This is a genomic window from Polaromonas sp. YR568 (assembly GCF_943369415.1).
Classification (GTDB): domain Bacteria; phylum Pseudomonadota; class Gammaproteobacteria; order Burkholderiales; family Burkholderiaceae_C; genus Polaromonas.
Genome location: NZ_CALRNF020000012.1, coordinates 1 through 24,556 on the forward strand (window position 1 = coordinate 1; position 24,556 = coordinate 24,556).

At 66.6% G+C, this 24,556-nt stretch carries 18 protein-coding genes; 10 read left to right on the forward strand and 8 right to left on the reverse strand.

The genetic code is table 11. From position 1 onward, the window contains the following. From ACLV74_RS09625 to ACLV74_RS09635, 3 genes are all read right to left on the reverse strand, one after another. On the reverse strand, positions 1-1,620 hold a 1,620-nt coding region (locus tag ACLV74_RS09625; RefSeq protein ID WP_411879170.1), incomplete at its 3' end, for a PAS domain S-box protein. A 13-nt stretch (positions 1,621-1,633) separates the two neighbouring features. Then, on the reverse strand, positions 1,634-2,440 hold the full coding sequence (locus ACLV74_RS09630; protein ID WP_411879171.1) for a carbon-nitrogen hydrolase family protein: 807 nt from the start codon (positions 2,438-2,440) through the stop codon (positions 1,634-1,636). 2 nt (positions 2,441-2,442) lie between these two features. Next, the gene (locus ACLV74_RS09635; RefSeq protein ID WP_411879172.1) at positions 2,443-6,654 is read right to left on the reverse strand and encodes a YhdP family protein; all 4,212 of its coding nucleotides are present in this window, start codon (positions 6,652-6,654) and stop codon (positions 2,443-2,445) included. Positions 6,655-6,727: 73 nt separating this feature from the next. Here ACLV74_RS09635 and glnE point away from each other — a divergent pair, with 73 nt between their 5' ends. The 8 genes from glnE (at position 6,728) to ACLV74_RS09675 (ending at position 18,984) form a co-directional block, all read left to right on the forward strand. Continuing rightward, on the forward strand, positions 6,728-9,496 hold the full coding sequence (gene glnE / locus ACLV74_RS09640; RefSeq protein ID WP_411879173.1) for a bifunctional [glutamate--ammonia ligase]-adenylyl-L-tyrosine phosphorylase/[glutamate--ammonia-ligase] adenylyltransferase: 2,769 nt from the start codon (positions 6,728-6,730) through the stop codon (positions 9,494-9,496). A 54-nt stretch (positions 9,497-9,550) separates the two neighbouring features. Next, positions 9,551-10,309 carry a CerR family C-terminal domain-containing protein gene (locus ACLV74_RS09645; RefSeq protein ID WP_411879174.1) on the forward strand — a complete coding sequence of 253 codons (759 nt, stop codon included), beginning with the start codon at positions 9,551-9,553 and terminating at the stop codon, positions 10,307-10,309. Continuing rightward, positions 10,296-11,825 carry an efflux transporter outer membrane subunit gene (locus tag ACLV74_RS09650; protein ID WP_411879175.1) on the forward strand — a complete coding sequence of 510 codons (1,530 nt, stop codon included), beginning with the start codon at positions 10,296-10,298 and terminating at the stop codon, positions 11,823-11,825. Before ACLV74_RS09645 ends, ACLV74_RS09650 begins: the two co-directional genes overlap by 14 nt. A gap of 56 nt (positions 11,826-11,881) precedes the next feature. Next, positions 11,882-13,036 (forward strand): efflux RND transporter periplasmic adaptor subunit, encoded by a 1,155-nt coding sequence (locus tag ACLV74_RS09655; RefSeq protein ID WP_411879176.1) that lies wholly within the window; start codon positions 11,882-11,884, stop codon positions 13,034-13,036. A gap of 10 nt (positions 13,037-13,046) precedes the next feature. Next, positions 13,047-16,169 (forward strand): efflux RND transporter permease subunit, encoded by a 3,123-nt coding sequence (locus ACLV74_RS09660; protein WP_411879177.1) that lies wholly within the window; start codon positions 13,047-13,049, stop codon positions 16,167-16,169. A gap of 141 nt (positions 16,170-16,310) precedes the next feature. Then, positions 16,311-17,357: an SDR family oxidoreductase gene (locus ACLV74_RS09665; RefSeq protein ID WP_411879178.1), complete on the forward strand. Its 1,047-nt coding sequence runs from the start codon at positions 16,311-16,313 to the stop codon at positions 17,355-17,357. Between the two features lie 115 nt (positions 17,358-17,472). Further along, on the forward strand, positions 17,473-17,712 hold the full coding sequence (locus tag ACLV74_RS09670) for an acyl carrier protein (protein ID WP_411879179.1): 240 nt from the start codon (positions 17,473-17,475) through the stop codon (positions 17,710-17,712). A 27-nt stretch (positions 17,713-17,739) separates the two neighbouring features. Continuing rightward, positions 17,740-18,984, forward strand: a complete 1,245-nt coding sequence (locus tag ACLV74_RS09675) for a beta-ketoacyl-[acyl-carrier-protein] synthase family protein (RefSeq protein ID WP_411879180.1) — start codon at positions 17,740-17,742, stop codon at positions 18,982-18,984. Position 18,985: 1 nt separating this feature from the next. Here the strand turns inward: ACLV74_RS09675 and rfaE2 are convergent, their stop codons facing one another. The 3 genes from rfaE2 to ACLV74_RS09690 are packed head-to-tail and all read right to left on the reverse strand — an operon-like array spanning position 18,986 to position 20,724. Then, positions 18,986-19,492, reverse strand: a complete 507-nt coding sequence (gene rfaE2 / locus ACLV74_RS09680; RefSeq protein ID WP_411879181.1) for a D-glycero-beta-D-manno-heptose 1-phosphate adenylyltransferase — start codon at positions 19,490-19,492, stop codon at positions 18,986-18,988. 9 nt (positions 19,493-19,501) lie between these two features. Beyond that, positions 19,502-19,852: a Rid family hydrolase gene (locus ACLV74_RS09685; protein ID WP_411879182.1), complete on the reverse strand. Its 351-nt coding sequence runs from the start codon at positions 19,850-19,852 to the stop codon at positions 19,502-19,504. Beyond that, positions 19,852-20,724 (reverse strand): ferritin-like domain-containing protein, encoded by an 873-nt coding sequence (locus ACLV74_RS09690; RefSeq protein ID WP_411879183.1) that lies wholly within the window; start codon positions 20,722-20,724, stop codon positions 19,852-19,854. The genes ACLV74_RS09685 and ACLV74_RS09690 overlap by 1 nt, the downstream gene beginning before the upstream one ends. Positions 20,725-21,051: 327 nt before the next feature. Here ACLV74_RS09690 and ACLV74_RS09695 point away from each other — a divergent pair, with 327 nt between their 5' ends. After that, positions 21,052-21,648 (forward strand): glutathione peroxidase, encoded by a 597-nt coding sequence (locus tag ACLV74_RS09695; RefSeq protein ID WP_411879184.1) that lies wholly within the window; start codon positions 21,052-21,054, stop codon positions 21,646-21,648. A 429-nt stretch (positions 21,649-22,077) separates the two neighbouring features. On the opposite strand, the gene ACLV74_RS09700 is transcribed toward ACLV74_RS09695, so the two are convergent. Further along, complete coding sequence (locus ACLV74_RS09700; RefSeq protein ID WP_411879185.1) at positions 22,078-22,695, reverse strand: glutathione S-transferase N-terminal domain-containing protein; 618 nt, start codon at positions 22,693-22,695, stop codon at positions 22,078-22,080. A 138-nt stretch (positions 22,696-22,833) separates the two neighbouring features. On the opposite strand from ACLV74_RS09700, the gene purB reads away from it, so the two are divergent. After that, positions 22,834-24,225: an adenylosuccinate lyase gene (gene purB, locus ACLV74_RS09705; RefSeq protein WP_411879186.1), complete on the forward strand. Its 1,392-nt coding sequence runs from the start codon at positions 22,834-22,836 to the stop codon at positions 24,223-24,225. Here purB and ACLV74_RS09710 read toward each other — a convergent pair. Further along, on the reverse strand, positions 24,222-24,545 hold the full coding sequence (locus ACLV74_RS09710) for a DUF2007 domain-containing protein (protein ID WP_411879187.1): 324 nt from the start codon (positions 24,543-24,545) through the stop codon (positions 24,222-24,224). The two genes, purB and ACLV74_RS09710, sit on opposite strands and share 4 nt — an antisense overlap. Positions 24,546-24,556: the final 11 nt, after the last annotated feature.

Below are 24,556 nucleotides of genomic sequence, written 5' to 3' on the forward strand. Positions count from 1 at the left end.
CTGCAGGCTGACCAGCGGCATGATGGCGTCGAGCAGCGCGCGCGGCTCCACCGCCTCCCGTACCTTGTCGCGCCGGCGCACGAAGTCGTGCACGCTTTTGATGACCTTGCCCGCGCGCTCGGCCTGCTCGGCGATGCGGCGCATGGCCAGTTGCAGGTCTTCCGACAAGGGCGCGGGCGTCGGGGCGGTCGCATGGGCCCGGTCACCGACCGTCTCTTCCTGCAGCAGGTTGAGCGAACCGGTGGCGTAGCTGGAAATCGCCGCCAGCGGCTGGTTCAGTTCGTGGCTCAGCAACGAGGCCATCTCGCCCACCATGGCTAGCCTGGCCGTGGCTTGCAGGCGGTCCTGGCTGGCGCGCGAGAGTTCCTCGACGCGGCGCTGCTCGCTCACATCCAGGATGGCGCTCATCCAGCCGGTGTGCTTGCCCACCGCGTTGATCAGCGGCGCCTCCATGATCAGCACCGGAAAGCGCGTGCCGTCCTGGCGCATGAACACCGACTCATGGCCTTCGCGCGGCAGGTTGCTGCCCGCCAGCCGGATCTCCTGGCGCTGCTGGTAGACGCCGGCCAGTTCCGGCGGCCAGTAGGGCGAAGGGAAACTCTGGTTCAGCAAGTCCTTGGCTTCCACGCCCACCATCTTGCAGAAAGCCGGGTTGACGTAGGTGATGCGCCCCTGCAGGTCGCGCGCGCGCAGGCCGGTCAGCACCGAATCCTCCATGGCCTTGCGAAAGGCCAGCGCCTCGCCCAGGTCGTGCTCGACCTTGAGCCGGCGCCGCATGTCCCTGGCCAGCAGGAAAAGCACCGCCATTAACGCCAGCGACATGGCGGTCACCAGCGCGGTGAGCACGTTGGGAAAGAGCGCCGGCGTGCCCAGGCGGCTTTCCATGCGCACGACCAGCGTGTTGCCCGGCAGGTCCAGCAACTGCTGCGCGATGTAGATGCGGTTGCCGCGCGAGGGCACGCCGTGCAGCGCCAGCCGCGTGCCGTCGGCCTCGGTGAAGGACAGGCCCACGCCGCGCGCCAGTTGCCGGCCCACCAGCTCGCCGAGGATGTCCTGCAGCGAATAGGTGGCGACGGTGTAGCCGGTCAGGCGGCCGGCCACCACGATGGGCAGGCACATGTCGATCACTTCCAGGCCCAGGCCGTCGGACTGCGGCATGAAATAGCTGGTGGAATAGGCCGAACCGCTCAGCCGCCGGGCCGTGGTGCAGGTCAGGCTCACGTCGGCCTGCATGCCGGAGCGCCCGAGCCGCTCGAACACCGAACCGCGGTAAGGCGTTTCGACAAAGGCTTGCACGTCCAGCGCCTCGTTGCGCCATTCGAGCCGCATGATCTCGCGGTGCTCGCGCATCAGCTCTGCGGCCGGCGCATTCCAGGTTTCAGGCGTGCGCTCGCCGGGCTGCAGGGCCTGGAAGGACTGGATGTTGCGCGTCAGGCCCGAGCGGATGTCGGTGACGGTTTCGGCGGCGTCGTGCTCAAGCCGGCTTTGCACCATGCTGGACTCGTAGCGCCCCGACAGCCAGACCAGCAGGCCCAGCAAAGCCACCACCAGCATCACGAGCAAGGCCCACAGCGTCCAGCGCCGGCTGGCCCGGCTCACCTTGATACGCGGAAACTTCACGCCCCGTATTCCCTCACAGGACGCAGTGGGTCAGGGCCGGCAGGCGCTCGCGCACGCCTTGCAGGTTGGCGGCCAGGATTTCGGCCATCACCACCCCCGCCTCTTCGGCGCGCTCGGCCAGCACCTGGCCCCAGGGGTCGACCACCATGCTGTGGCCCCAGGTATGGCGCCCGTTTTCATGCGTGCCGCCCTGGGCCGCCGCCAGCACGTAGGCCTGGTTTTCAATGGCCCGCGCGCGCAGCAGCACTTCCCAGTGCGCCTGGCCGGTGGTGTAGGTAAAGGCGCTGGGCACCAGCAGCAGGTCGGCCTTCAGGGCGCGGTAGAGCTCGGGAAAGCGCAGGTCATAGCAGATGCTCATGCCGACGGTATAGACATGGCCGTCGCGCGAAGCCAGCTCAAAGCGTACCGGCTGCGTGCCGGGCTCCAGCACGCGCCTTTCGTCGTAGTCTTCCCGGCCCTGCGCGAAGCGAAAGAGATGGATCTTGTCGTAGCGGGCCACGCATTCGCCGGAAGGCGCGTAAGCCAGCGAGGAATTGCGGGCGCGGCCGGCGTCGGCCGTGGCCATCGGCAGCGTGCCGCCGACGATCCACAGCCCCAGCTCTCGCGCCGAGCGGCCCAGGAAGTCCTGGATCAGCCCCTGCCCCGGTGTTTCCTGGAACTGCAGCTTGTCGGTGTCCTTGCGGCCCATGATGCAGAAGTACTCGGGCAGCACGGCCAGCTCGGCGCCCTGCGCCGCGGCCTGGCCGAGCAGTTGGTGGGCCACCTGCAGGTTGTCCTCGATGCGGGTGCCCGACACCATTTGAATAGCGGCTATTTTCATGGTCAGCGTGTCTCCGTGGAAGCCTGGCTGGGTTTGCTGTCGGCCTGGGCCTTGCGGTCCAGCTTGGTGACCCGGGGGTCGGACCAGGTGCCGTCGATGTGGAACTCCTGGGTGGCCGCCTGCATCAGGGGCCGGCGCAAAAACATCTGCGCCAGGAAGCTGCCCAGCCCGATGGCGGGGTTGATGGCGGTGGCGATCAGCGAGGCCGTGCCGGCATTGATTTCGGGCACCACCACGACCTTGATGTCCTGCGTTTCCTTGGCGATGTCGGCCGAGCCTTCCATCAGCACGGCGGCGTTGACGCCCCGCATCTGCAGGTTGTTGGTATAGGCCACGCCCTGGTTGATGTTGACGTCGCCGCGCACGAAGTCGAACGCGAAGCCTTCGGAGAACACGTCGCGGAAATCCAGCGCCAGCCGCCGGGGCAGGGACTGCAGGCTCAGCACGCCCAGCAGCTTGGCGATGCCCGGATCGGCCTTGACGAATTGACCGGACTCCACGTTGACGTTGAATTGCCCGCTCATGGACGGATAGTCGAAACTCAGGGGCGAGCCCACCCAGCCCACCTGGCCTTCGAGCTTGCCCTTGCCGCGGCGTATCACCTCGCCCATGCCGAAGCGCTTGAGCAAGGCGCCCGAGTCGGCGATGTCCAGCTTGAAATTCATCACGGTGCGGCGGCGCTCGGCGGGCGCGCGGACGCGGTTGCCGCCTGCGGCGACCTGCGCATTCAGGGCCACCCAGTTGCCGGTGGCCGTGAGCACGGCCTCGGGGAGGATCACGTTGAACTTGTTCAGCCGCCATTCGCGAACGCCCTCGCGCGCCGCGCTGGAGGCGCCGCGGTTGACGGCGTCGATCTCGACGCGCCCCAGCTTCTTGCCGCGCAACTCCAGGTCTTCCACCACGACGTCCAGGGCCGGGATGCTGGCGGGCTGCTCATTGAGGATGGCTTCCACCTCGCTGGCCGTGCCGGGTTCCAGGCTCAGGCGCGAGAGCCGCGCGTAGACGCGCCCGGCGCCTATGCCGCCGGGCTGGCGGAACTCGACATACCCGTTGAGCTCCGTGGCGTCGATGTTGGCGCGCCAGGTCAGCCCCTCGCGCGAGCCGCCGACCACCACGTTGTTGAGCTTGCGCCCTTCGACCACCAGCTCTTTGGCGCGTATGGCCATCGTGGTCGGCAGGTAGCTCATGGCAGCGTTCGCGGCGGCACGGTTGAGTGCGACGGAAGAAGCCGCCGACGGGGGCGCCTGGAGCGTGCCGCCGACCGTGGAATCGCCCAGCAGCTTCTGCCAGGCGTCGAGGTCCACATGCGCCAGGTTGATGTTGGCGGCCACGCCGGTTTCCTGCATCGGCACCGTCTCGCCGGGTTCCAGGCCCGCGGCGATGCCGCCGCGAATTACACGCGGCTCAGCACCGCTCAGGTCGCGCACATAAACGACGGAGGCTACGCGCCCGATGGCGATCGACAGCTGGTCTTCCAGCTTTTGCCCGGGGGCCAGGGAGGCCGGCAGGAGGGCGCTTTCGACGCGCAGCGGCAAGGCCGCCTCGGCGGTTTTAGCCAGCGGCGCGGGCAGGCTCAGCGCCATGCCCTGCAGGCTGCTGGAGATGGAAAATTCCGGCATGCCGCGGCGAAAGCCCAGCGTCGCGGTGTAGGCCGTGCCGCCGGTGGCGTTCTGGGCCATGCCCGCCAGCGGCCCCAGTTCCTTTGCCTGGCGCAGCCCTTCGGCGGTGACATTGCCTTGCGCCTTGAAGGTGGCGATGGTCTCGGTCTCGGCGCTGCCCGGGGCGCGCGGCTGCGAACGCAGGCCCCCGTCAAACCGCACGTCGCCGCCCAGCAGTCTGGCCTGGCCGCCGGCGACGGAAAAGCCCCGCTCGGTCACGTTCACCACGCCTTTCAATTTGGCCAGCAGGGGCGTGGCGGCCGCGAACTGCACGTCGTTGCCGGGCAGCGTGATGCTGCCTTCGACGCGCGATTTATCGATTGAATGGATGGGCAGCTCCAACTTGAAGCGGTACTCGCCCGTGCCGGTCGCCGTGGCTTTGGCCAGCGCATGGCTGGTCATGCCGCCCACCGGCGACTGGTTGACGAAGCCCAGCGCGTCGGCCAGCGCGCCCTTGAGGTCGATGTTCACGTTGACCGTCGAATCATGGGTCAGGTCGGGAATGCGCGCATCGGCCTTGACCAGCTGCAGGCCGGGCAGGCCGGCGACCTTGCCGGTGGCGCCGTTGATCTCCAGCGACGCGCGGTTGAACACCAGCTCGCCGCCCAGCTCGGTCAGGGCCGGCCACGGCGCGGCGCCCGCGGGTTGTATCGTTTTGGGCACGTAGGCGAAGTGGCCGTTGCGGATCTTGGCCGACACCCGGAACTCCCCTTGCGCCGGGTTGGCGAAGGGCAGGTGCTCCAGCGGGCCCTTGACCTTGAACTTCACATCCCCGACCTGGCCCTGCACCACCGCATCGCGCACGTAATGCCGCACCGGGTCGGGCAGCACCAGCGGCAGGTAGCGGTGCACCCGCGTGCCGTCGCCGCGGCTCAGGCTGCCCTGCAGGTCCAGCACGCCGGGAAAGCGGAGGTCGGGCGCGCCCGCCGCAGGGGGCGCCGTGCCGGCCACGTCTTCCGTGCGCCAGGTGGCCTGCGCCTCGCCCTGGGCGTCGGCGTTGGCGAATTGCAGGTTGCGCAGCTGCGCCTCGATCTTGCGGCCCGTGAATTTCCATTGGGCATCGACCGACAGCTGGTCGAAGGGCACCAGCGAGTCCTCAAAAACACCGGGCAGGTCGAGCGCGCCGTTGGCGATCCTGACCTTGGCCTGCCCGCCGTCCTGGGTGAAGTCAAAGTCAATCGCCGCGCCGCTGATGCCCGGCCTGCCGGGCCTGGGGTGCGGCGGTGCGGGCACCACCGTTGCCGCCGGCAGGGAGGCAACCGCGAGGCCGGCGACACGGCCCTTCGCGGCATAGGTGCGGGGTGCATCGATGGGCCCTTGCCAACGCGCCTCGACGGCTTCCACCAGGCCCCTGGGCGCGAAGGATGCGATGAGGCCGTGCGTGGCGGCATCCAGCGGCAGGCGGTTGGCGATCTGCGCGAGCGCGGCCAGGTCGAGCTTGTCGGCCTTGAGTTCGGTGTGCTGCGGCGCGCCGGGCTCGTCGCCGGTATGCACCAGGGCGACGTTGCCGCCCGGCCATTGCAGGCCGTCGCGGGTGCGAAAGCGCAGGCCCTCGGTGTTGAAGTCAAAGCCGTTGGCGCGCTGCCCGCCGCCTATGCGCCCGGCGACGGATTCAAAGGCCAGCGGCTGGAGCTTGGCGCCGAAGCGCGCGTCCACGTCCTGCAGCGCCACGTCGGCCGTGCCGCCGGTGATCCGGCCCTTGTCGACGTCCGCCCAGGCGCGCAGCGCGCCGTTGCCGCGCGCCAGCTCCACGCCCAGCGTGTCCATGTTGACGTACTGCCGCACGCGCGACGCATCAACGCGGGCGAACTCGGCGAACAGCTGCCCCGTCCAGGCGTCGAAGTCGCCGGCGCTGCCGGACAGCAGGGACTGGCGGAATATGCCCCTGACGGTGAAGCGGTCACCCCACTCCGCGGGCGGCGTGGCGTCCAGGCGCAGAAGGTGCCGGCGGCGCGCATTTCGCATGACCCAGTCCACGTCCGTCAGCGCCAGCGGCGGCGCGCGCTGCAGTTCGTCGGTCCAGCGCACCGTGCCGCCGCGCATGACGAACTCGGTCTGCGAAAAAAACCAGTCGGCCGCCGCGCTCTGGCCGGCCGCGCGGTCCTGCGAAACGTCCAGCCCGCCGACGTAGATTTTCCCGTCGGCGGCACGGCGGATGTCGAGTTCGGGTTTGTCGATGGAGATCTGCTCGAAGCCCAAGCCCCAGATGGAAGACGGCGACAGGGCGCCGAGCACGCGCGGCAGGCGCAGGGCTTCTCGGCCCTGGGCGTCCAGCAGGGTGACGTCGCGCAGCTCGAAGGACGGGATCATGCCCTGGGACGTCGCGGTGATTTCGCCGATGCGCACGGGCACCCCTAGTGCCTTGCTGGCCTCTATTTCCAGGCGCGGACGGAATTCGCCGATTCGCGGCACAATCCAGCCATGCAGCACGAACCAGCTCAGGCCGAAGAGCAGCCAGGCCGCGGCGACAAGCCACACCAGGACGCGCAGGATGACGGCAAGCCAGTGCAGGCGGCGCGGCGGCAGGGTGGACAGGCTGGGAATCGTTGGCTCCATTGACTTGAGAATTATGACCGCCGGGGCCGGTATGCGCCCGGCGGGTGACCATGAAGTTTTGTGAAGTAGTGTGATGACCGTTGCCCTGACTGCCAGCCCCGACTCTCCCTCCGCCGCCGGACCGGCTGCGTCGGGCGCGTCGGGCTATTCCCGGTTCGTCCAGCGCGTTCGCCGCCGCTATGCCGAGTTGCTTCCCCTTCTGCCCCCCGGCGCGCCCGTGCGCGCGGCCATGCAGACTGCCCTGGACGCGTTGCTGGCGCAGGGGATGGAAACCGGCGCCGCGCTGCGCGTGCTGCGCCAGCTGGTCATGGAACGCCTGGTGGTGCTCGACTGCGACGGCGCCTGCGAACACCAGGCGCCGCTGGCGGTCGTGACGCGCGCCATGACCGAACTGGCCGAACTCGCCCTCGATGTCGCGATGCGGGAATCGGCCAGGATGCTCGACGCCCAGCACGGCGCGCCGCAAGGCCCGGGCGGGGAGCGCGCCCACATGTGGGTCGTGGGCATGGGCAAGCTGGGCGCGCGCGAACTCAACGTCTCCAGCGACATCGACCTGATCTACGTCTACGACCACGACGGCGAGACCGCCGGGCGCGGCGACGGGCGCGGGCAGATTTCGAACCACGAATACTTCGCGCACCAGGTCAAGGCCGTCTTCAGCCTGATCGGCGACTCGACCGAGCACGGCTTCGTCTTCCGGGTGGACCTGGCGCTCAGGCCCAACGGCAATTCCGGCCCGGCCGCCGTCTCGCTCAGCGCGCTCGAAGAGTATTTCCAGGCGCAGGGCCGCGAATGGGAGCGTTTTGCCTGGCTCAAGAGCCGCGTGGTGTCGCCGCTGGAGTGCATCCAGAGCGGCTCCGCCCAGGCGCTGCGCGGCTCGGTGCTGCCGTTCGTGTTCAGGCGCTACCTCGACTACAACGTGTTCGACGCGCTGCGCACGCTGCACCGGCAGATCCGCGAGCATGCGGCCAAACGCTGCGCCGGCCACCCCGAGCGCGCCAACGACGTGAAGATGTCGCGCGGCGGCATACGCGAGATCGAATTCACCGTGCAGCTGCTGCAGGTGGTGCGCGGCGGGCAATTCCCGGAACTGCGCACCCGCCCCACGGTCGATGCACTGCAGCGCGTGGCGCGCGCCGGCCTGATGCCCCAGGACACGGCCGATGCGCTGGCGCGGGCCTACGATTTCCTGCGCAAGGTGGAGCACCGCATCCAGTACCTGGACGACCAGCAGACCCATGTGCTGCCCACACGCGACGACGACCTGGCCTGGATCGCCGAGACGCTGGGTTACGGCAACTGCTGCCCCTTCCTCAGTGAGCTCGACGCGCACCGCGAACTGGTGGCCGGCGAGTTCGACAAGCTGCTGGGCGGCAAGCCCGACTGCAAGGGCTGCGGCGGCAAGGCCAAGGCCCCGCCCCAGCAACTCGACGAGCTGCTGGACCAGCTGTCGGAGCAATGGCCCGACCAGTTCCGCGCCCGCCTGGCGCTGTGGCGCGAGCACCCCCGCGTGCTGGCCCTGCGCGAGGACTCGCGCGCGCGCCTGACGCGGCTGGTGCAGCGCACCGCCGCCTGGCTGGCCGAAGGCACGGTGACCGAAGAAGCGGCCGTGCGCATCATCGACTGGATAGAGCCGCTGCTCAGGCGCGAAAGCTACCTGGCGCTGCTGCTGGAGCGGCCGGCCGTGCATGAACGCCTGCTGCGCCTGCTGGGCGCGGCGAAGTGGCCGGCGCGCTACCTGTTGCAGCATCCCGGCGTGATCGACGAGCTGGCCAGCGACGAGTTGCTCAAGGAGCGCTTTGACGGCGCGGCCTTCGCGCGCGATGCAGAGCAGCGTCTGGCCGCCCTGCGCAGCACCGGCGAGGATGACGAGGAAACCTGCCTGAACCTGCTGCGCCGTGCGCACCACGCGGAAGTCTTCCGCACGCTGGCGCGCGACCTCGAAGGCGTGCTCACGGTCGAGCAGGTGGCCGACGACCTGAGCGCGCTGGCCGAAACGATCCTGGACATCACCACCCGCTGGTGCTGGCAGCGCCTGAAAAACCGGCACCGCGAAACGCCGCAGTTCGCCATCATTGCCTACGGCAAGCTGGGCGGCAAGGAACTGGGCTACGGCAGCGACCTGGACATCGTGTTCGTCTATGAGGACGATGACGAGCGCGCGCCCGAGGTCTACGCGGCCTTTGTGCGCAAGCTGATCAACTGGCTGACCATCAAGACCGGCGAAGGCGACCTGTTCGAGATCGACACCGCCCTGCGCCCCAACGGCAACTCGGGCCTGCTGGTCACGAGTTTCGAGGCCTACACCCGCTACCAGCAGCAGCGCGGCAGCAACACCGCCTGGACCTGGGAACACCAGGCCATGACGCGCGCGCGCTGCGTGCTCGGCGACGACGCGCTGCGCAAGCGCTTCGACCAGGTGCGGGAAACCGTCATCACCGCTCCGCGCGACAAGGCGGCGCTGCGCAGTGAAATCGTCGCGATGCGCGAGAAGGTGCGCAACGCGCGGCCGGTCAAAGGCGACAAGTTCGACGTGAAGCACAGCCCCGGCGGCATGGTGGACGCCGAGTTCGCCGTGCAGTTCCTGGTGCTGTCCGAATCCGCGCAACACCCTGAACTGGTCGCCAACGTGGGCAATATTTCGCTGCTGCAGCGCGCCGAGACCGCCGGCCTGCTGCCGCCCGGCGTGGGCCAGCGCGCTGCCGGCGCCTACCGCGAACTGCGGCGCGTGCAGCACCGCGCGCGCCTCAATGAAGAGCCGACGCAGGTCAGCCCGCCGGCGCTGCAGGCGGAGTGCGACGCCATCCGGCAACTGTGGACCGCCACTTTCAAGCCCATTTGAAACAATTGATTTAATTCAATCACTTGTTTGATTCGTGTGCTTTAATGCGGGCACATGAATGCCGACCCTCGCCCCAAAACTCCTTCGCGCGCGGCAGGTCCTGAAGGCGAAGCCCGCAAGCAGCGCTCCGACGGCGCCCACGCCCGGGTGCACCTGCTGCACACCGCGCTGCGCCTGTTTTCCGAAAAGGGCTTTGCCAAGACCTCGATCCGCGACATCGCCCAGGCCGCCTGCGCCAACGTGGCGGCGATCAGTTATTACTTCGGCGACAAGGCCGGCCTGTACCGCGCCGTGTTCACCGAGCCGCTGGGCAGCGCGCGCGACGACATCGCGCTGTACAACCAGCCGCACTTCACGCTTCGCCAGTCCCTGGAGGGATTTTTCTCGGGCTTCCTGGAACCCTTGCGCCAAGGCGAACTGGTGCAGCTGTCGACCAAGCTGCATTTTCGCGAGATGCTGGAGCCCACGGGCCTCTGGGCCGAGGAAATCGACAAGGGCATCAAGCCTGCGCATGCGGCGCTGGTGAAGGTGCTGTGCCGCCACCTCGGCATCACCAAGGCCGACGACGAGGTGCACCGGCTGGCGTTTTCCATCACCGGCCTGGCGATCCAGATGTTCATCAGCCGCGAGGTGGTGGACGCGATCCGGCCCCAGCTGTTCAGCGCGCCGGACGCCGTGGAGCATTGGGCCAGCAGCCTGGTGGCGTATGCCGAAGCCATGGTCGCCGTCGAAGTGGCGCGCCGCAAACACCTTCCCGATCATCCCGCGGCCGGCACGCCGCGCCAGAAAAGCGCAAGCCATGACAAAAACTGATTTCCGGCGCAAGCCGTCCCGCCTGCCGATACCGGGGGTTCTTGCCGCCTGCGCGCTGATGCTGGCCGGCTGCGCCACGGACCTGCCCCACAACACGCCCGCCGCGCCGATTCCCACGCAGTGGCAAGCCCCGTTGCCGGCGCCGGCGGCAGGCACCACCGCGGCGCTGCCGCACGAGGGCAAGCTGGCCGGGCTGTCGCAGTGGTGGCAGCAGCAGAACGACCCCTTGCTGGTCGAGCTGATCATGGCGGCGGAGGCGGTCAGCCCCACCGTCTCGACGGCGCGCGCCAACATCGAACAGGCGCGGGCTTCGCGCGTGGCTTCCGGCGCGGCGCTGCTGCCCACGGTGGACGCCGTCGCCAGCGCCAGCCGCGGGCGCTCGGCGCCGGTGAACCGGGCGGTGCCGCCTATCGCCACCACGCTTGACGCGGGCCTGCAGGCCTCCTGGGAAATCGACGTATTCGGCCAGTACGCAGCCAGCCGCGACGCCGACCAGCAGCGCCTGGAAGGCTCCCAGGCGACCTGGCATGCCGCGCGCGTATCGATGGCCGCCGAAGTCGCGACGCAGTACTACAGCCTGCGCGCCTGCGAAAAGCTGCTGGACGTCGCGCGCTCCGACGCCACGTCCCGGGCCGAAACCGCGCGGCTGGCGGACCTGAGCACCAAGGCCGGTTTCCAGGCTCCCGCCACCGCGGCGCTGGCCCGGGCCAGCGCCGCCGAAGGACATGGCAACGCCATCCAGCAGCGCACGCTGTGCGACCTGGACATCAAGGCACTGGTGGCGCTGACCGCCATCGACGAGCCTGCGCTGCGGCAAAAGCTGGCAACCACGCCGGCCGACCTGACGCAGGAGTCCATGGCGCCCGTGCTCGGCGTGCCCGCCGAAGTGCTGGCCCAGCGGCCCGACATCTTCAACGCGGCGCGCGAGGTGGACGCCGCCCACCTTGAAGTGGGCAGCGCCCGCGCGCAGCGTTTTCCCCGGCTGAGCCTGAGCGGCTCCATCTTCACCACCAAGTCGCGCACCAGCGCCGCGACGCAGCGTTTTGACACCTGGACGGTCGGGCCGCTGCAGCTGACGGTCCCGCTGTTTGACGGCGGCGCCAGCGAAGCCAACGTGGAAGCGGCCAAGGCGCGCTACGAGGATGCCGCTGCCCAGTACCGCGCCGCCGTGCGCAAGGCCGTGCAGGAGGTGGAAGAAGCGCTGGTCAAGCTGCAAAGCACCGCCGAGCGCAACGAAGACGCGCTGGTCGCCGCGCAGGGCTACCGCGCCTCTTTCACCGGCACCGAGGCACGCTACAAAAGCGGGCTGGCCAGCCTGGTGGAGCTGGAAGACGCGCGCCGCACGTTGCTGGCCGCGCAAAGCAACGTGATCCTGCTGCAGCGCGACCGCCGCAGCGCCTGGGTGGCGCTGTACCGCGCGATGGGCGGCGGCTGGACCCCCGCCGAGCCGCCGGTGCCGCCCCTGGTGTCGGAGGTCTCCGCCCCCTTCACGCCTGCCGCCATCACGGCGCCTTGACGCGCCCTGACACGCCGCACCCTCATACCCCCTTTCACGACAGACCCTTGCACACCATGCCAACATTCAAACTCAAACCCGTCACCATCGCCTTGATCGCTGCTGCCGTGCTGGTTGCGGGGGGCGCCGCCTTCTTCTTGTTCTCGAAATCGGAGGCCAAGAATGATGCCAAACCCGCCACATCCAAGCCGGCCCTGACTGTCGCCACCGCGCTGCCGCGGCAAATGACCCTTCCGGTCAAGCTCAGCGCCAACGGCAACATCACGGCCTGGCAGGAAGCCGTGATCGGCTCCGAATCCAACGGCCTGCGGCTGGTGCAGGTGCAGGCCAACGTGGGCGACCAGGTCAAGGCCGGGCAGGTGCTGGCGGTGTTTTCGGGCGACAGCGTGCAGGCCGACACCGCACAGGCGCGCGCCAGCCTGATCGAGGCGCAGGCCAATGCGGCCGACGCGGCCGACAACGCGGCGCGCGCGCGCACGCTGGCCAGCTCAGGCGCGCTGAGCGACCAGCAGATCAACCAGTACAACACCGCCGAGCAGACCGCCAAGGCGCGCGTCGAGGCGGCCAGGGCCGTGCTCGACGCCCAGCAACTGCGCGGCAGGAACACCCAGGTGCTGGCGCCCGACAGCGGCGTGATTTCCGCCCGCACAGCGACCGTCGGGTCGGTGGTGCCCCAGGGCACCGAGCTGTTCCGCCTGATACGCGGCGGCCGGCTGGAATGGCGCGCCGAAGTTACTTCGGCCGAGCTGGGCCGCATCAAGGCCGGCACGGTGGCCACCGTGGTCGCCGCCAGCGGCGCCGAACTCAAGGGCCGGGTGCGCATGATCGCCCCCAGCGTGGACCCGCAGACCCGCGCCGCGCTGGTCTACGTGGACCTGCCGGTGTCGGCCGGCATGGCTTCGCCGGCCAAGGCCGGCATGTTTGCGCGCGGGGAGTTTGAACTGGGCGCAACGCCCGCGCTGACCGTTCCGCAGCCGGCCCTGGTGGTGCGCGACGGCTTCAACTACGTCTTCCGCCTCAACCCGGACAACCGCATCACCCAGGTCAAGGTGCAAACCGGCCGGCTGGCGGGCGACCGGATCGAGATCACCTCGGGCCTGGCGGCGGATGCGCCCGTCATCGTCAGCGGCGCGGGTTTCCTGAACGACGGCGACCTGGTCCGGGTGAGCGACAGCGCGGCTGCCGCCCCGGCGCCGTCAGCCAGCAAGTAAGGAGCAAGCCATGAATGTTTCCTCCTGGTCGATCAAGAACCCGATTCCGGCCGTCATGCTGTTTGTGCTGCTGACCTTTGCCGGCATGCTGTCTTTCAAGGCGATGAAAGTGCAGAACTTTCCCGACATCGACCTGCCGACGGTGAGCGTGGCGGCCTCGCTGCCGGGCGCTGCGCCGGCGCAGCTTGAAACCGAAGTCGCGCGCAAGCTTGAAAACTCCATCGCCACGGTGCAGGGCCTCAAGCACCTCTACACCAAGGTGCAGGACGGCGGGGTCACCATCACCGCCGAATTCCGCCTTGAAAAACCCGTGCAGGAAGCCGTGGACGACGTGCGCGCCGCGGTGTCCAAAGTGCGCGGCGAACTGCCGGCCGACGTGCGCGACCCGGTCGTCTCCAAGATCGATATTGCCGGCCAGCCGGTGCTGGCCTTCACCATCCGCTCGCCGCGCATGGACGAGGAAGCGCTGTCTTGGTTTGTCGACAACGACATCTCGCGCAAGCTGCTGGCCGTGCGCGGCGTGGGCGCGGTCAACCGCGTGGGCGGCGTCTCGCGCGAAGTGCGCGTGGCGCTGGATCCCTCGCGCCTGCAGGCGCTGGGCGCCACCGCCTCCGACATCTCGCGCCAGCTGCGCCAGGTGCAGACCGAAAGCGCCGGCGGGCGCGCCGACCTGGGCGGCAGCGAGCAGCCCATGCGCACGCTGGCGACGGTGAAGTCGGCCGAGGAACTGGGCCGCATCGAGCTGGCTCTGAGCGACGGCCGGCGCATACGCCTGGACCAGGTCGCCACCGTGACCGACACCACCGCCGAGCCGCGCGCGGCCGCGCTGCTGGACGGCAAGCCCGTCGTGGGCTTTGAAGTCGCGCGCAGCCGCGGCGAAAGCGAAGTGGCGGTGGGCGCGGCCGTGCAGGCGGCGCTGGCCGAACTCAAACAGCAGCATCCCGACGTGGAACTGGTGGAGGCCTTCAACTTCGTCAAGCCGGTGCAGGAGGAATACGACGGCTCCATGCACCTGCTCTACGAAGGCGGCATCCTGGCCGTGCTGGTGGTGTGGCTGTTCCTGCGCGACTGGCGCGCCACGTTTGTGTCCGCCGTGGCGCTGCCGCTGTCGGTCATCCCGGCCTTCATCGGCATGCATTTTCTGGGCTTTTCCATCAACGTGATCACGTTGCTGGCGCTCTCGCTGGTGATCGGCATCCTGGTGGACGACGCGATCGTCGAGGTGGAAAACATCGTGCGCCACCTGCGCATGGGGAAAACGCCTTACGAAGCCGCCATGGAGGCGGCGGACGAGATCGGCCTGGCGGTGGTCGCCACCACCTTCACCCTGATCGCAGTGTTCCTGCCGACCGCCTTCATGAGCGGCGTGGCCGGCAAGTTCTTCAAGCAGTTCGGCTGGACGGCCTCGCTGGCCGTGTTCGCCTCGCTGGTGGTGGCGCGGGTGCTCACGCCCATGATGGCGGCCTACATCCTCAAGCCCGTGGTGGGTACGCACACCGACCCGGCGTGGATGAACTGGTACATGCGCGCGGCCACCTGGTGCATGAAGCACCGCGTCAAAACCATGGCCATGGCCACGCTGTTCTTCTTCGGCTCGGTGGCGCTGGTGCCGCTGCTGCCCACAGGCTTCATCCCGCCCGACGACAACTCGCAAACCCAGGTCTACCTGGAGCTGCCGCCCGGCGCCACGCTGGCGCAGACCAAGGCCTCGGCCGAGCATGCGCGCCAGCTCATCGGCAAGGTCGAGCACGTCAAGAACGTCTACACCACCATAGGCGGCGGCACCGCCGGCGGGGACCCCTTCGCCATGCAGGGCGCGGCGGAAACCCGCAAGGCCACCCTGACGGTGCTGCTGGACGAGCGCAGCGAGCGCCCGCGCAAACAGGGTATCGAAAGCAAGATGCGCACGGCGCTGGAATCCCTGCCCGGCGTGCGCAGCAAGGTCGGCCTGGGCGGCTCGGGTGAAGCCTACATGCTGGTGCTGACGGCCGAGGACGCCAATGCCCTGCAGACCGCCGCCATGGCGGTGGAAAAAGACCTGCGCACCATCCCCGGCCTGGGCAATATCTCATCGAGCGCCAGCCTGGTGCGGCCTGAAATCGCCATCAAGCCGGACTTCGCGCGCGCGGCCGACCTGGGCGTAACCAGCGCCGCGATGGGCGAGACGTTGCGCATCGCCACAGTGGGCGATTACGAGGAATCTCTGCCCAAGCTGAACCTCTCGCAGCGCCAGGTGCCCATCGTCGTCAAGCTCGACGACGCGGCGCGCAAGGACCTCAGCGTGCTCGAGCGCCTGGCGGTGCCCAGCGTCAAGCCCGGCGTCGGCCCGGTCATGCTGGGGCAGGTGGCCACGCTGGAAGTCACCGGCGGGCCGGCGATCATCGACCGCTACGACCGCTCGCGCAACGTCAAGTTCGAGATCGAACTCTCGGGCCGCGCCCTGGGCGACATCACCGAGGCCGTGAAGCTGCTGCCGGCCATCAAGAACCTGCCGGCCGGCGTGAAGGTGGTGGAAATCGGCGATGCCGAAGTCATGGGCGAGTTGTTTGCCAGCTTCGGCCTGGCCATGCTGACCGGCGTGCTGTGCATCTACATCGTGCTGGTGCTGCTGTTCAAGGATTTCCTGCACCCGGTGACCATCCTGGCGGCCCTGCCCCTATCGCTGGGCGGGGCCTTCGTCGGCCTGCTGATCGCGCAGAAGAGCTTTTCCATGCCCTCGCTGATCGGCCTGATCATGCTGATGGGCATCGCCACCAAGAACTCCATCCTGCTGGTGGAATACGCCATCGTGGCACGGCGCGACCACAATCTGTCGCGCTGGGACGCGCTGCTGGACGCCTGCCACAAGCGCGCGCGGCCCATCATCATGACCACGCTGGCCATGGGTGCCGGCATGATGCCGATCGCACTGGGCTTGGGCGCGGCCGACCCGAGCTTTCGCTCGCCGATGTCGATTGCCGTGATAGGCGGGCTGATCACCTCCACCGTGCTCAGCCTGCTGGTGGTGCCGGCCGTGTTCACCTATATCGACGACCTGGAGCACTTCATCGCGCGCACCGTGAGGCGATTGCGCGGCCAGCACGGCAGCCCCGGCCAGGCGGAAGCACCGGCTGCGGAGCAGGCAGGAAAATAAAGCACGGGTTTACCCCTAAAAACCACCCGAGCGTGAGATTGTGCTGGAACTGAAGGTTTAGACGGCGTCAGCCACCTGGGTTTGGCGCGCCTGTCATATGGGCTGGCTTATACTCATGGGCTCTGCTTTACATTTCTTCACATGTCAAAACGCGTACTGCTTTCGGGCGCAACCGGCCTGATTGGCGGCGAGTTAATGCTTCTTCTGGCCGCGCGCGGCGTCTACAGCACTGCTGTGGTGCGCGCCGCCGATTCGAACCAAGCCCGTGACCGCCTCATGGAGCGCCTGAAAAAGAGCGCTCTGTGGAAACCCGAATTCGCCGAAATGGTGTCCGCCGAGGCCGGTGACGTCATTGAACCCAATTTCGGCATGAGCACGGCCGTGCTGCAATCCGCGGACGTGATCCTGCACTCGGCGGCCAGCACTTCGTTCAAGCCCGGCGCGGGGGTATATCCCATCAACATCAAGGCCGCCGAGCAGTTCTCCGGCATCCTCAAGAACCTGAGCCCTTCGCAACGCGGGTTTTTTGTCGGCACGGCGGCGGTCACCACCGAGCCGCGCGGCGTGATCACCGAAGACATGCCTTTCGCGGGCTACGCCAACGACTACATCAGGTCCAAGCGCGACGCCGAGACCCTGCTGCGCGCCAGCGGCAGCCCCTTTGTCAGCCTGCGCCCCGGCATCGTGCTGTCGCGCGGCATCGACGACGCCAAGCTCTCGCGCAACATGCTGTGGTCGATTCCCGTGATGGCCGAACTCGGGGACGTTCCCCTGGATCCTTTGGCCAAGCTCGATTTCGCGCCCGTGGACTTCATCGCCAGCGCCTTTGCCGAGATGCTGCTCAAGGGCGAACTGGCCCATGATTGCTATCACGTGTCAACCGGCGAAGACTCCATGACGTTCAAAGCTCTGGCCGATGAATTGACGGCCACCATGCCGGGCATCGGCAAGCTGGTGATGCGGGGGCGCGATTACGTGCCGACACCCAAATTCGCCCGCCAGCGCTGGATGTTCGACGCACTGCAACCCTACCTGCCTTTTTTGACGGCTGATGCGGTGTTCAGCAATGCGCGTTTGCGCGCCGAAATCGGTGCGGCGGCCATTGCGCCGGCGCCGGTCAGTTATTTAGGGGAGCTCCTGGGAACGTTCAGCCTGTCGGATGCCGTCCGTCAGATGTACACGCCCTGAAGCACAAAAACAAGGCCACCGCTTTTGTAAAATAACCTTGAGGTTTGAACAACAGTCAGCTGTCATGGCGATGGTGGGACAATCAAGCTTTGCATACTTACGTACTGGTTGGGTGATGAATTCTGATTTGATCAATCTTTTTGCCGAGACATTTGGCATCAGCGAAGAAAAATTGCTGCCCGATGCCACGCTGGAGAGCCTCGGATTGGACTCCCTCGCGGTCATCGAATTCCTGTTCCAGATCGAAGACCAGTTCGGCATCCAGATCCCCGACCAGGCCAATCCGCCACGGACCCTGACCGAGATGGTCCAGCTGATCGAGCCTTTGCTGCCAGCGGGCAAGCCCGCCGCTTGAGCCCTTGGCGGGCGCTCCAGGACAACCATGCGTCGCGTTGCCATCACGGGTCTGGGCGTCATCTCCGCCGTAGGGACAGGCTCAAAGAATTTTTTTGACGCCCTGCTGTCCGCCCGCTCGGGTATTCGGGCCATAGACATTCCCTTTCCCACAGGCACCGAAAGCGTGCTGGCCGGTGCGATCGATTTCGATCCAGACCCCCACTTTTCCCGCGCCCGCCTCCTGACCATGGACCGCGTCAGCCAGTTTGCGCTGGTGGCGGGCCGCGAAGCCATGGCCCAAGCCGGACTGGGCGATCCCGCATCCCTGCAAAACAGCTTCGCGCCGGAGCGCTTTGGCGTGTCCCTGGGCACGGGCAGCGGCGGCGCCAACTCCACCGACGTGGCTTACACGGCCCTGCTGGAGCAAAAAGTCGCGCGCCTGCGCCCCATGACCGTCGTGCTGGCGATGAACAACGCCATTGCCGCCCACGTGTCCATGGAATTCGGCCTGAAGGGACCCAGCAGTACCATCTCCAACGCCTGCGCTTCGTCTGCCACGTCTATCGGCGAGGCCTTCCGGCAGATCCGTCACGGCTATGCCGACGCCATGCTGGCGGGCGGCTCGGAAGCGCTGCTCAACCGCGGCACCATCAAGGCCTGGCAAGCCATGCACACCCTGGCCAAGCCCCATATCGATGGCGCCGAAACATCCTGCCGCCCGTTTTCCGCCGACCGCAGCGGTCTGGTGCTGGCCGAAGGCGCCGCCATGCTGGTGCTGGAGGATTGGGAAAGCGCCAAACGGCGCGGCGCTGCCATCCTGGCCGAGCTCTGCGGCTACGCCTCCACCACCGACGCCCACCACCTCACGCAACCCGACGCCCAAGGCCAGGCGCGCGCCATGACGCTGGCGCTGGCGGACGCGGGGTTGCAAACTTCCGACATCGGCTACCTCAATGCCCACGGCACCGCGACCGACGTGGGCGACGTGGTGGAAACCAGCGCCATCAAGCTGGCCTTCCAGGACCTGGCCGCGCGCCTGCCCATCAGCTCCAGCAAGGGCGTGCACGGGCACGCGATGGGCGCGGCGGGTGCCATGGAATTCATTGCGAGCGTGATGGCCTTGCGCGCCGGGACACTGCCGCCCACGGCCTTTCTGCACAAGCCCGACCCGCGTTGCGACCTGGACTATGTCCCGCTGGCGCCACGCGATGCCAGAGGCCTGCGCGCGGTGATGTCCAATTCCTTTGCGTTCGGCGGCTCCAATGCCGTGCTGATCGCCAAGAAAGCCTGATCTAGGCGCCGCCCGGCGCGGCCCTGATCTTTTTCACCAGCGCGGTGGTCGAATACCCGTCCACGAACGGAATGGCCCGGGCCTTGCCGCCATAGGCTTTGACCACTGCCGTTTCGGCCAGCGTATCCATGTCGTAGTCACCGCCCTTGACCAGCAGGTCGGGCCGCAGTTCGGTGATCAGTTCCAGCGGCGTGTCCTCATCGAACCAGGTCACCAGGCTCACCGATTCCAGCGCCGCCATCATGATGGCGCGATCTTCTTCATTGTTGAGCGGCCGGTCGGGCCCCTTGCCCAGCCGCCGGGCCGACGCATCGGTATTGAGAGCCACCACCAGGCTGCCGCCCAGCGCGCGCGCATGGGCCAGGTAAGTGACATGGCCGCGGTGCAGCACGTCAAACACACCGTTGGTGAAAACGATGGGACGGGGCAGCGCGGCCAGGCGCTGCGGCGCATCCTCGCGGGAAGCAATTTTTGTCAGGAAACGGGGAGGTTGGAGCTCGCTGGGCATCCCGCGACTTTAACGGAAGGCCTGGGCCACGATCTCAACCCGCAAGCCGCCATCCAATTGCGCCCCCACCACGGCGCGCTGCGGCCAGGCGGCGCCGTCATCGCCTATCCACTCGCGCCAGGCAGCATCGAGTTGTTTCTTGTCTTGCATGTCGGCCAGGAAAATCTGAACGCTGAGCAAGGCGGCGCGCGTGGCGCCGACATGGTCCAGATGGCTGTCCAGCATCGCCAGGGTTTGCGCAAGCTGCCCGGCGAAATCCAGCGCGGCGTCGCTGGCGTTGGCTACCGCGAATACCTGCGCGCCGCGGGCGACTACCCGGCTCCTGCCGCCGGCGGTGCTCGGCCAGCGCAGGTCCTGCATCAGGCGCCGGCGGGCGCCGGCTTGGCGGCGGCGATGGAATCGGCAAGCTCCTTGCCGATTTCCTTGCGGTAGCGGTTCAGTTCCTGCACGGTCTTGAAGCTCTGGTTCATCAGAAGGCTGAGGTTGTGCAGGATGCGTTCGACCACCTTGCCCTCCCACACCGCATCAAACTTGATCTGCGTGTCCAGCCAGTGCTCCAGCCATTCGGGATTGGGCAGGCGGCTCTGGATGGTGTCGCGCGGAAACAGGCTTTTGTTCACGTGCAGGTTGGTGGGGTGCAGGGCCTGCGCCGTGCGGCGGGCGCTGGCCATCAGCACGCCGACCTTGGTGAAGGCGGTCCTTGCCTCATTGCCGAAGTTGTTGATGGCGCGCTTCATGTAACGCAGGTAGGCGCCGCCGTGGCGTGCTTCATCCTGGCTCAGCTGGGTGTAGATCTGCTTGATGACGGGCTCGGTATGCCACTCGCTGGCGCGGCGGTACCAGTGGTTCAGCCGGATTTCACCGCAAAAATGCAGCATCAGGGTTTCCAGCGCGGGCGCGGGTTCGAACTCGAAACGCACTTCGTGCAATTCTTTTTCCGTAGGGGCCAGCTCCGGGCGAAAACGCTTGAGGTATTCCATCAGCACCAGCGAGTGCTTTTGTTCCTCGAAAAACCAGATCGACATGAAAGCGGAGAAATCGCTGTCGTCCTTGTTGTCGCGCAGGAACATCTCGGTGGCCGGCAACGCTGACCATTCGGTGATGGCATTCATCTTGATGGTCTGCGCCTGCTCGTCGGTCAGCTTGGCCGGGTCAAAACTGGCCCATGGAATGTCTTTGTCCATGTCCCAGCGGACGGATTCAAGTTGTTTGAACAGTTCGGGGTAAAGCATGTGAGCTCCTTCGCAATCGGATACGCAGATAAATCTGCCTTGGATGCCCTGCCGGCGCATCCTGGGTACTAGGGTGATTTTAGGCGGGGAATGTGACAACTTGCGATTTGCCGGCAATTTACCAGCAAATCAGGAAATTTCGAGGCCCATTCCGGCACGTTCGCCTACTTGGGCGCCAATTTCAGCTGAATTTCATTCAAAACGCGACCTGAATCCAGCATCCACCACGCCGCGTAAGTTCAACAGAGTTACCCCTGAACCCTTTACCGTGAACGAAAAATGCCAGAATGAATCGCACCCTACCTGATAACTGCCGTGAGTTTAACCATGCCTGCCTCTACGTTTCGAATCCTTGCACTGAGCGCACTCTCTTACGGCACCTTGCTGGCAGCCTATCCAGCCACGGCAGCCCCTGCCGGGCAGGCCACCCCGGCGCCCACAGCTTGTACCGGCCTTTTGCAGCAGAACTTTTTGCGCCTGCAGGACGAAAAGCCGCAATCGCTTTGCCAGTACAGCGGAAAAGTGGTGGTCGTGGTTAACACCGCCAGCTTCTGCGGCTTCACACCGCAGTACCAGGGGCTGGAAGCGCTCTACGCGAAGTACAAGGACAAGGGCCTGGTGGTGCTGGGCTTTCCTTCCAACGATTTCTCCCAGGAAACCGGCAGCAACAAGGAGATTGCGGACTTCTGCGAAAACACCTTCGGGGTGAAATTCCCCATGTTCACCAAAACCAGCGTGGCCGGCAAAGACGCCAATCCGCTTTTCAAGCAGCTGGCGGCCAAGACCGGCACCACGCCGCGCTGGAATTTCTACAAATACGTGATCGCGCGGGACGGCGTCAGCGTTGCGAGCTTCAACTCCACGGCCGACCCGGCCAGCCGCGCCTTCATTCAGGAAATCGAAAAACAGCTTGCGGTCCCATAACGGGCAGCAGGGACCGCTTTCATTACAAAAATTTACCTGTCACCTTCATCTCTCCGGGAACTACCGGGTGCTGGTGCGCTCATACTTACGCAAGCGCAATTTGCTGTCACAAGCAGCGCTGGCATAAAACAGTTTCATTGTTGCGAAGCCTTCTGAGCCGTCCAGGCCCAGCTGCAATCCCGGGGCGCTCCTCCTCCTCCCTCCCTCCCTCGTTCGCGCCGGGGCGCTTCGCAGCATTTTTATATTCCAGCCGGCAAGGCCCCGCCCCACGGGCGGCGCGCTTTGCGCACATTGGCCTTCAGTTCCGGCATTGCCGGGCTGGCTACGGGATACATCTCGATGGATTGCAAGCTCAAGCCGTGTTCATGAGAGCCGGCTTGGCGGACTGCGCCCAGGTGGGCGCGGCACGACACCGCGCGCAGTGACCCTTCAACCCGGCGGAATCGTTTCCGCGAAGCTCGGGCGCTGCATCAGCTTGTCCTGCAACTTGGTGAGATTGGGGTACAGCTCACGCCAGTTGACCTGCGTGAAGCGCAAATCGAGGTAGCCCAGCGCGCAACCGACAGCCACGTCCGACAGGCTGAAGTGGATGCCGCTGCAAAAGGCCTTGTCGCCCAGGCCGGTGCTCATGGCCTTGAGGGTCGCGTCTATCTTGCCCATCTGACGGTCGATCCAGGCGTCGCTGCGCTGCTTGGCGCCGCGGCCGCTCCACGTGGCCTCCAGGCGCGCCAGGATGGCGGCGTCGACCAGGCCGTCGGCCAGCGCTTCCCAGGTTTTGACTTCTGCGCGTTCGCGGCCCTGGACCGGAATCAGTTTGCCGACAGGCGAGAGGGTGTCCAGGTATTCGACGATCACGCGGGAGTCGAACACGGCTTCGCCGCCTTCCATAACCAGGCAAGGCACCTTGCCCAGGGGATTGGACGCGGTGATGGTGGTGTTCGCCGCCCAGACATCTTCCAGGATGAACTGGAAGTCGAGCTTTTTCTCGGCCATTACGATGCGCACTTTGCGCACGTAGGGGCTGGTGGCGGATCCGATGAGTTTCATGGTGGTGTGAGATCGTGGTCCGAGGGAAGTGCATTCTATCGACTTAGCCCGGCCACCGGCTGACCGGGCGCCCAAAGCGTCGCAAATCGCGACAGTCGCCGGCCGGGTCACTGGAGGCGCCCCGCCTACAATTGGAGGATGAGCTCTTCCAACCCGTTTTCCACCATCAACGCCCTGTCCCCCCTGGACGGCCGCTACGCCGGCAAACTCGCCCAATTACGCCCCCTGATGTCCGAGCAGGGCTATATGCACCGCCGCGTCCAGGTCGAAGTGGCCTGGTTCATCGCACTGTCCGACGCCAAATTCGCTGAATTCAAGCCGCTGAGCCCGGGTGCCCGAACCTATTTGCTGGGCCTGGTCAAGAATTTCTCGGAAACCGACGCCGCAGCCATCAAGGACATCGAAAAAACCACCAACCACGACGTGAAAGCCGTCGAATACTGGATCAAGTCCAAATTCGAGGCCAGGCCTGAACTCAAGGGCGCCAGCGAGTTCGTGCACTTCGCCTGCACCAGCGAGGACATCAACAACACCAGCCACGCGCTGCAGCTCAAAAGCGGCCGCGACCTGGTGGTGCTGCCGGCGCTCGACAAGGTCATCGGCCAGCTGCGCGACATGGCCCACCTGTTTGCCGACGAACCCATGCTCAGCCGCACGCACGGCCAGACCGCCAGCCCGACCACGGTCGGCAAGGAAATCGCCAACGTCGTGGTGCGCCTGGCCAGTGCGCGCGAAAAAATCGCCGCCGTCAAGCTGATGGGCAAGATGAACGGCGCCGTGGGCAACTACAACGCGCACCTCTCGGCCTGGCCCGACTTTGACTGGGAGGCTTTCAGCCGCGGCGTGATTGAAACACCCGAGCCGCTGGGCCTGGGCCTGACCTTCCAGCCCTACAGCATCCAGATCGAGCCGCACGACTACATGGCCGAGCTGTTCGACGCCGTCGCCCGCGCCAACACCATCCTGGTCGACCTGGCCCGCGACATCTGGGGCTACGTGAGCGTGGGTTACTTCAAGCAGCGCTTGAAGGAGGGCGAAATCGGCTCGTCCACCATGCCGCACAAGGTCAATCCCATCGACTTTGAAAACGCCGAAGGCAACCTGGGCCTGGCCAATGCGCTGCTGCGACACATGAGCGAAAAGCTGCCGATTTCCCGCTGGCAGCGCGACCTGACCGACTCGACCGTGCTACGCAACATGGGCGTGGCGCTGGGCTATGCCGTGCTGGCCTACAACTCCCTGAGCGTGGGCCTGAACAAGCTCGAACTCAACCGCGAGGCGCTCAGCGACGACCTCAACAGCTCCTGGGAAGTGCTGGCCGAGCCGATACAGACCGTGATGCGCCGCTACGGCGTGCAGGGCGCATATGAAAAACTCAAGGAAGTCACGCGCGGAAAAACCGTGAAGGCCGAAGACCTGCACACGCTGATCCGCTCGCTGGAAATTCCCGAAGCGGAGAAAATCCGCTTGCTGGCCATGACGCCGGGGAGCTACGTCGGCCTGGCGGCAGAGCTAGCCAAGCGCGTTTAGGCGGAAGCCGCAGGCGGCGTCGGCATGTCCGCGCCGCACTGCCAGCATTGCTCGAAACCGCCTTCGACAGTTTCGCCGCAGGCAGCGCACAGCCAGCGTCGCTGCGGAATGTTCTGCAACCCGTACAGCAACTCTTTCGCACCGGCCTCTTCGTGGTCGTGCGTGAGCCAGACTTCGGGAAGGCACTGGTCGGGCGGCAATTCACCGGCCACGCTGCCCAGGAAATAGCGCTGCACGCTGGCCGAAAAACCGGCCTGCTGCAGGGCGTCCACCCACAGCGCGGCAATGGCGATATTGGGAGCGCGGGCCAGTCTGAGCATGGCATAGCCGT

Bases quoted from the DNA above. Each gene is read 5' to 3' on its own strand.
- ACLV74_RS09645 (WP_411879174.1), top strand. From the start codon at position 9,551: ATGAATGCCGACCCTCGCCCCAAAACTCCTTCGCGCGCGGCAGGTCCT.
- ACLV74_RS09635 (WP_411879172.1), bottom strand. From the start codon at position 6,654: ATGGAGCCAACGATTCCCAGCCTGTCCACCCTGCCGCCGCGCCGCCTG.
- ACLV74_RS09630 (WP_411879171.1), bottom strand. From the start codon at position 2,440: ATGAAAATAGCCGCTATTCAAATGGTGTCGGGCACCCGCATCGAGGAC.
- ACLV74_RS09665 (WP_411879178.1), top strand. From the start codon at position 16,311: ATGTCAAAACGCGTACTGCTTTCGGGCGCAACCGGCCTGATTGGCGGC.
- purB (WP_411879186.1), top strand. From the start codon at position 22,834: ATGAGCTCTTCCAACCCGTTTTCCACCATCAACGCCCTGTCCCCCCTG.
- ACLV74_RS09655 (WP_411879176.1), top strand. From the start codon at position 11,882: ATGCCAACATTCAAACTCAAACCCGTCACCATCGCCTTGATCGCTGCT.
- ACLV74_RS09690 (WP_411879183.1), bottom strand. From the start codon at position 20,724: ATGCTTTACCCCGAACTGTTCAAACAACTTGAATCCGTCCGCTGGGAC.
- ACLV74_RS09660 (WP_411879177.1), top strand. From the start codon at position 13,047: ATGAATGTTTCCTCCTGGTCGATCAAGAACCCGATTCCGGCCGTCATG.
- ACLV74_RS09710 (WP_411879187.1), bottom strand. From the start codon at position 24,545: ATGCTCAGACTGGCCCGCGCTCCCAATATCGCCATTGCCGCGCTGTGG.
- ACLV74_RS09650 (WP_411879175.1), top strand. From the start codon at position 10,296: ATGACAAAAACTGATTTCCGGCGCAAGCCGTCCCGCCTGCCGATACCG.
- rfaE2 (WP_411879181.1), bottom strand. From the start codon at position 19,492: ATGCCCAGCGAGCTCCAACCTCCCCGTTTCCTGACAAAAATTGCTTCC.
- ACLV74_RS09700 (WP_411879185.1), bottom strand. From the start codon at position 22,695: ATGAAACTCATCGGATCCGCCACCAGCCCCTACGTGCGCAAAGTGCGC.
- ACLV74_RS09670 (WP_411879179.1), top strand. From the start codon at position 17,473: ATGAATTCTGATTTGATCAATCTTTTTGCCGAGACATTTGGCATCAGC.
- ACLV74_RS09685 (WP_411879182.1), bottom strand. From the start codon at position 19,852: ATGCAGGACCTGCGCTGGCCGAGCACCGCCGGCGGCAGGAGCCGGGTA.
- ACLV74_RS09695 (WP_411879184.1), top strand. From the start codon at position 21,052: ATGCCTGCCTCTACGTTTCGAATCCTTGCACTGAGCGCACTCTCTTAC.
- ACLV74_RS09675 (WP_411879180.1), top strand. From the start codon at position 17,740: ATGCGTCGCGTTGCCATCACGGGTCTGGGCGTCATCTCCGCCGTAGGG.
- glnE (WP_411879173.1), top strand. From the start codon at position 6,728: ATGACCGTTGCCCTGACTGCCAGCCCCGACTCTCCCTCCGCCGCCGGA.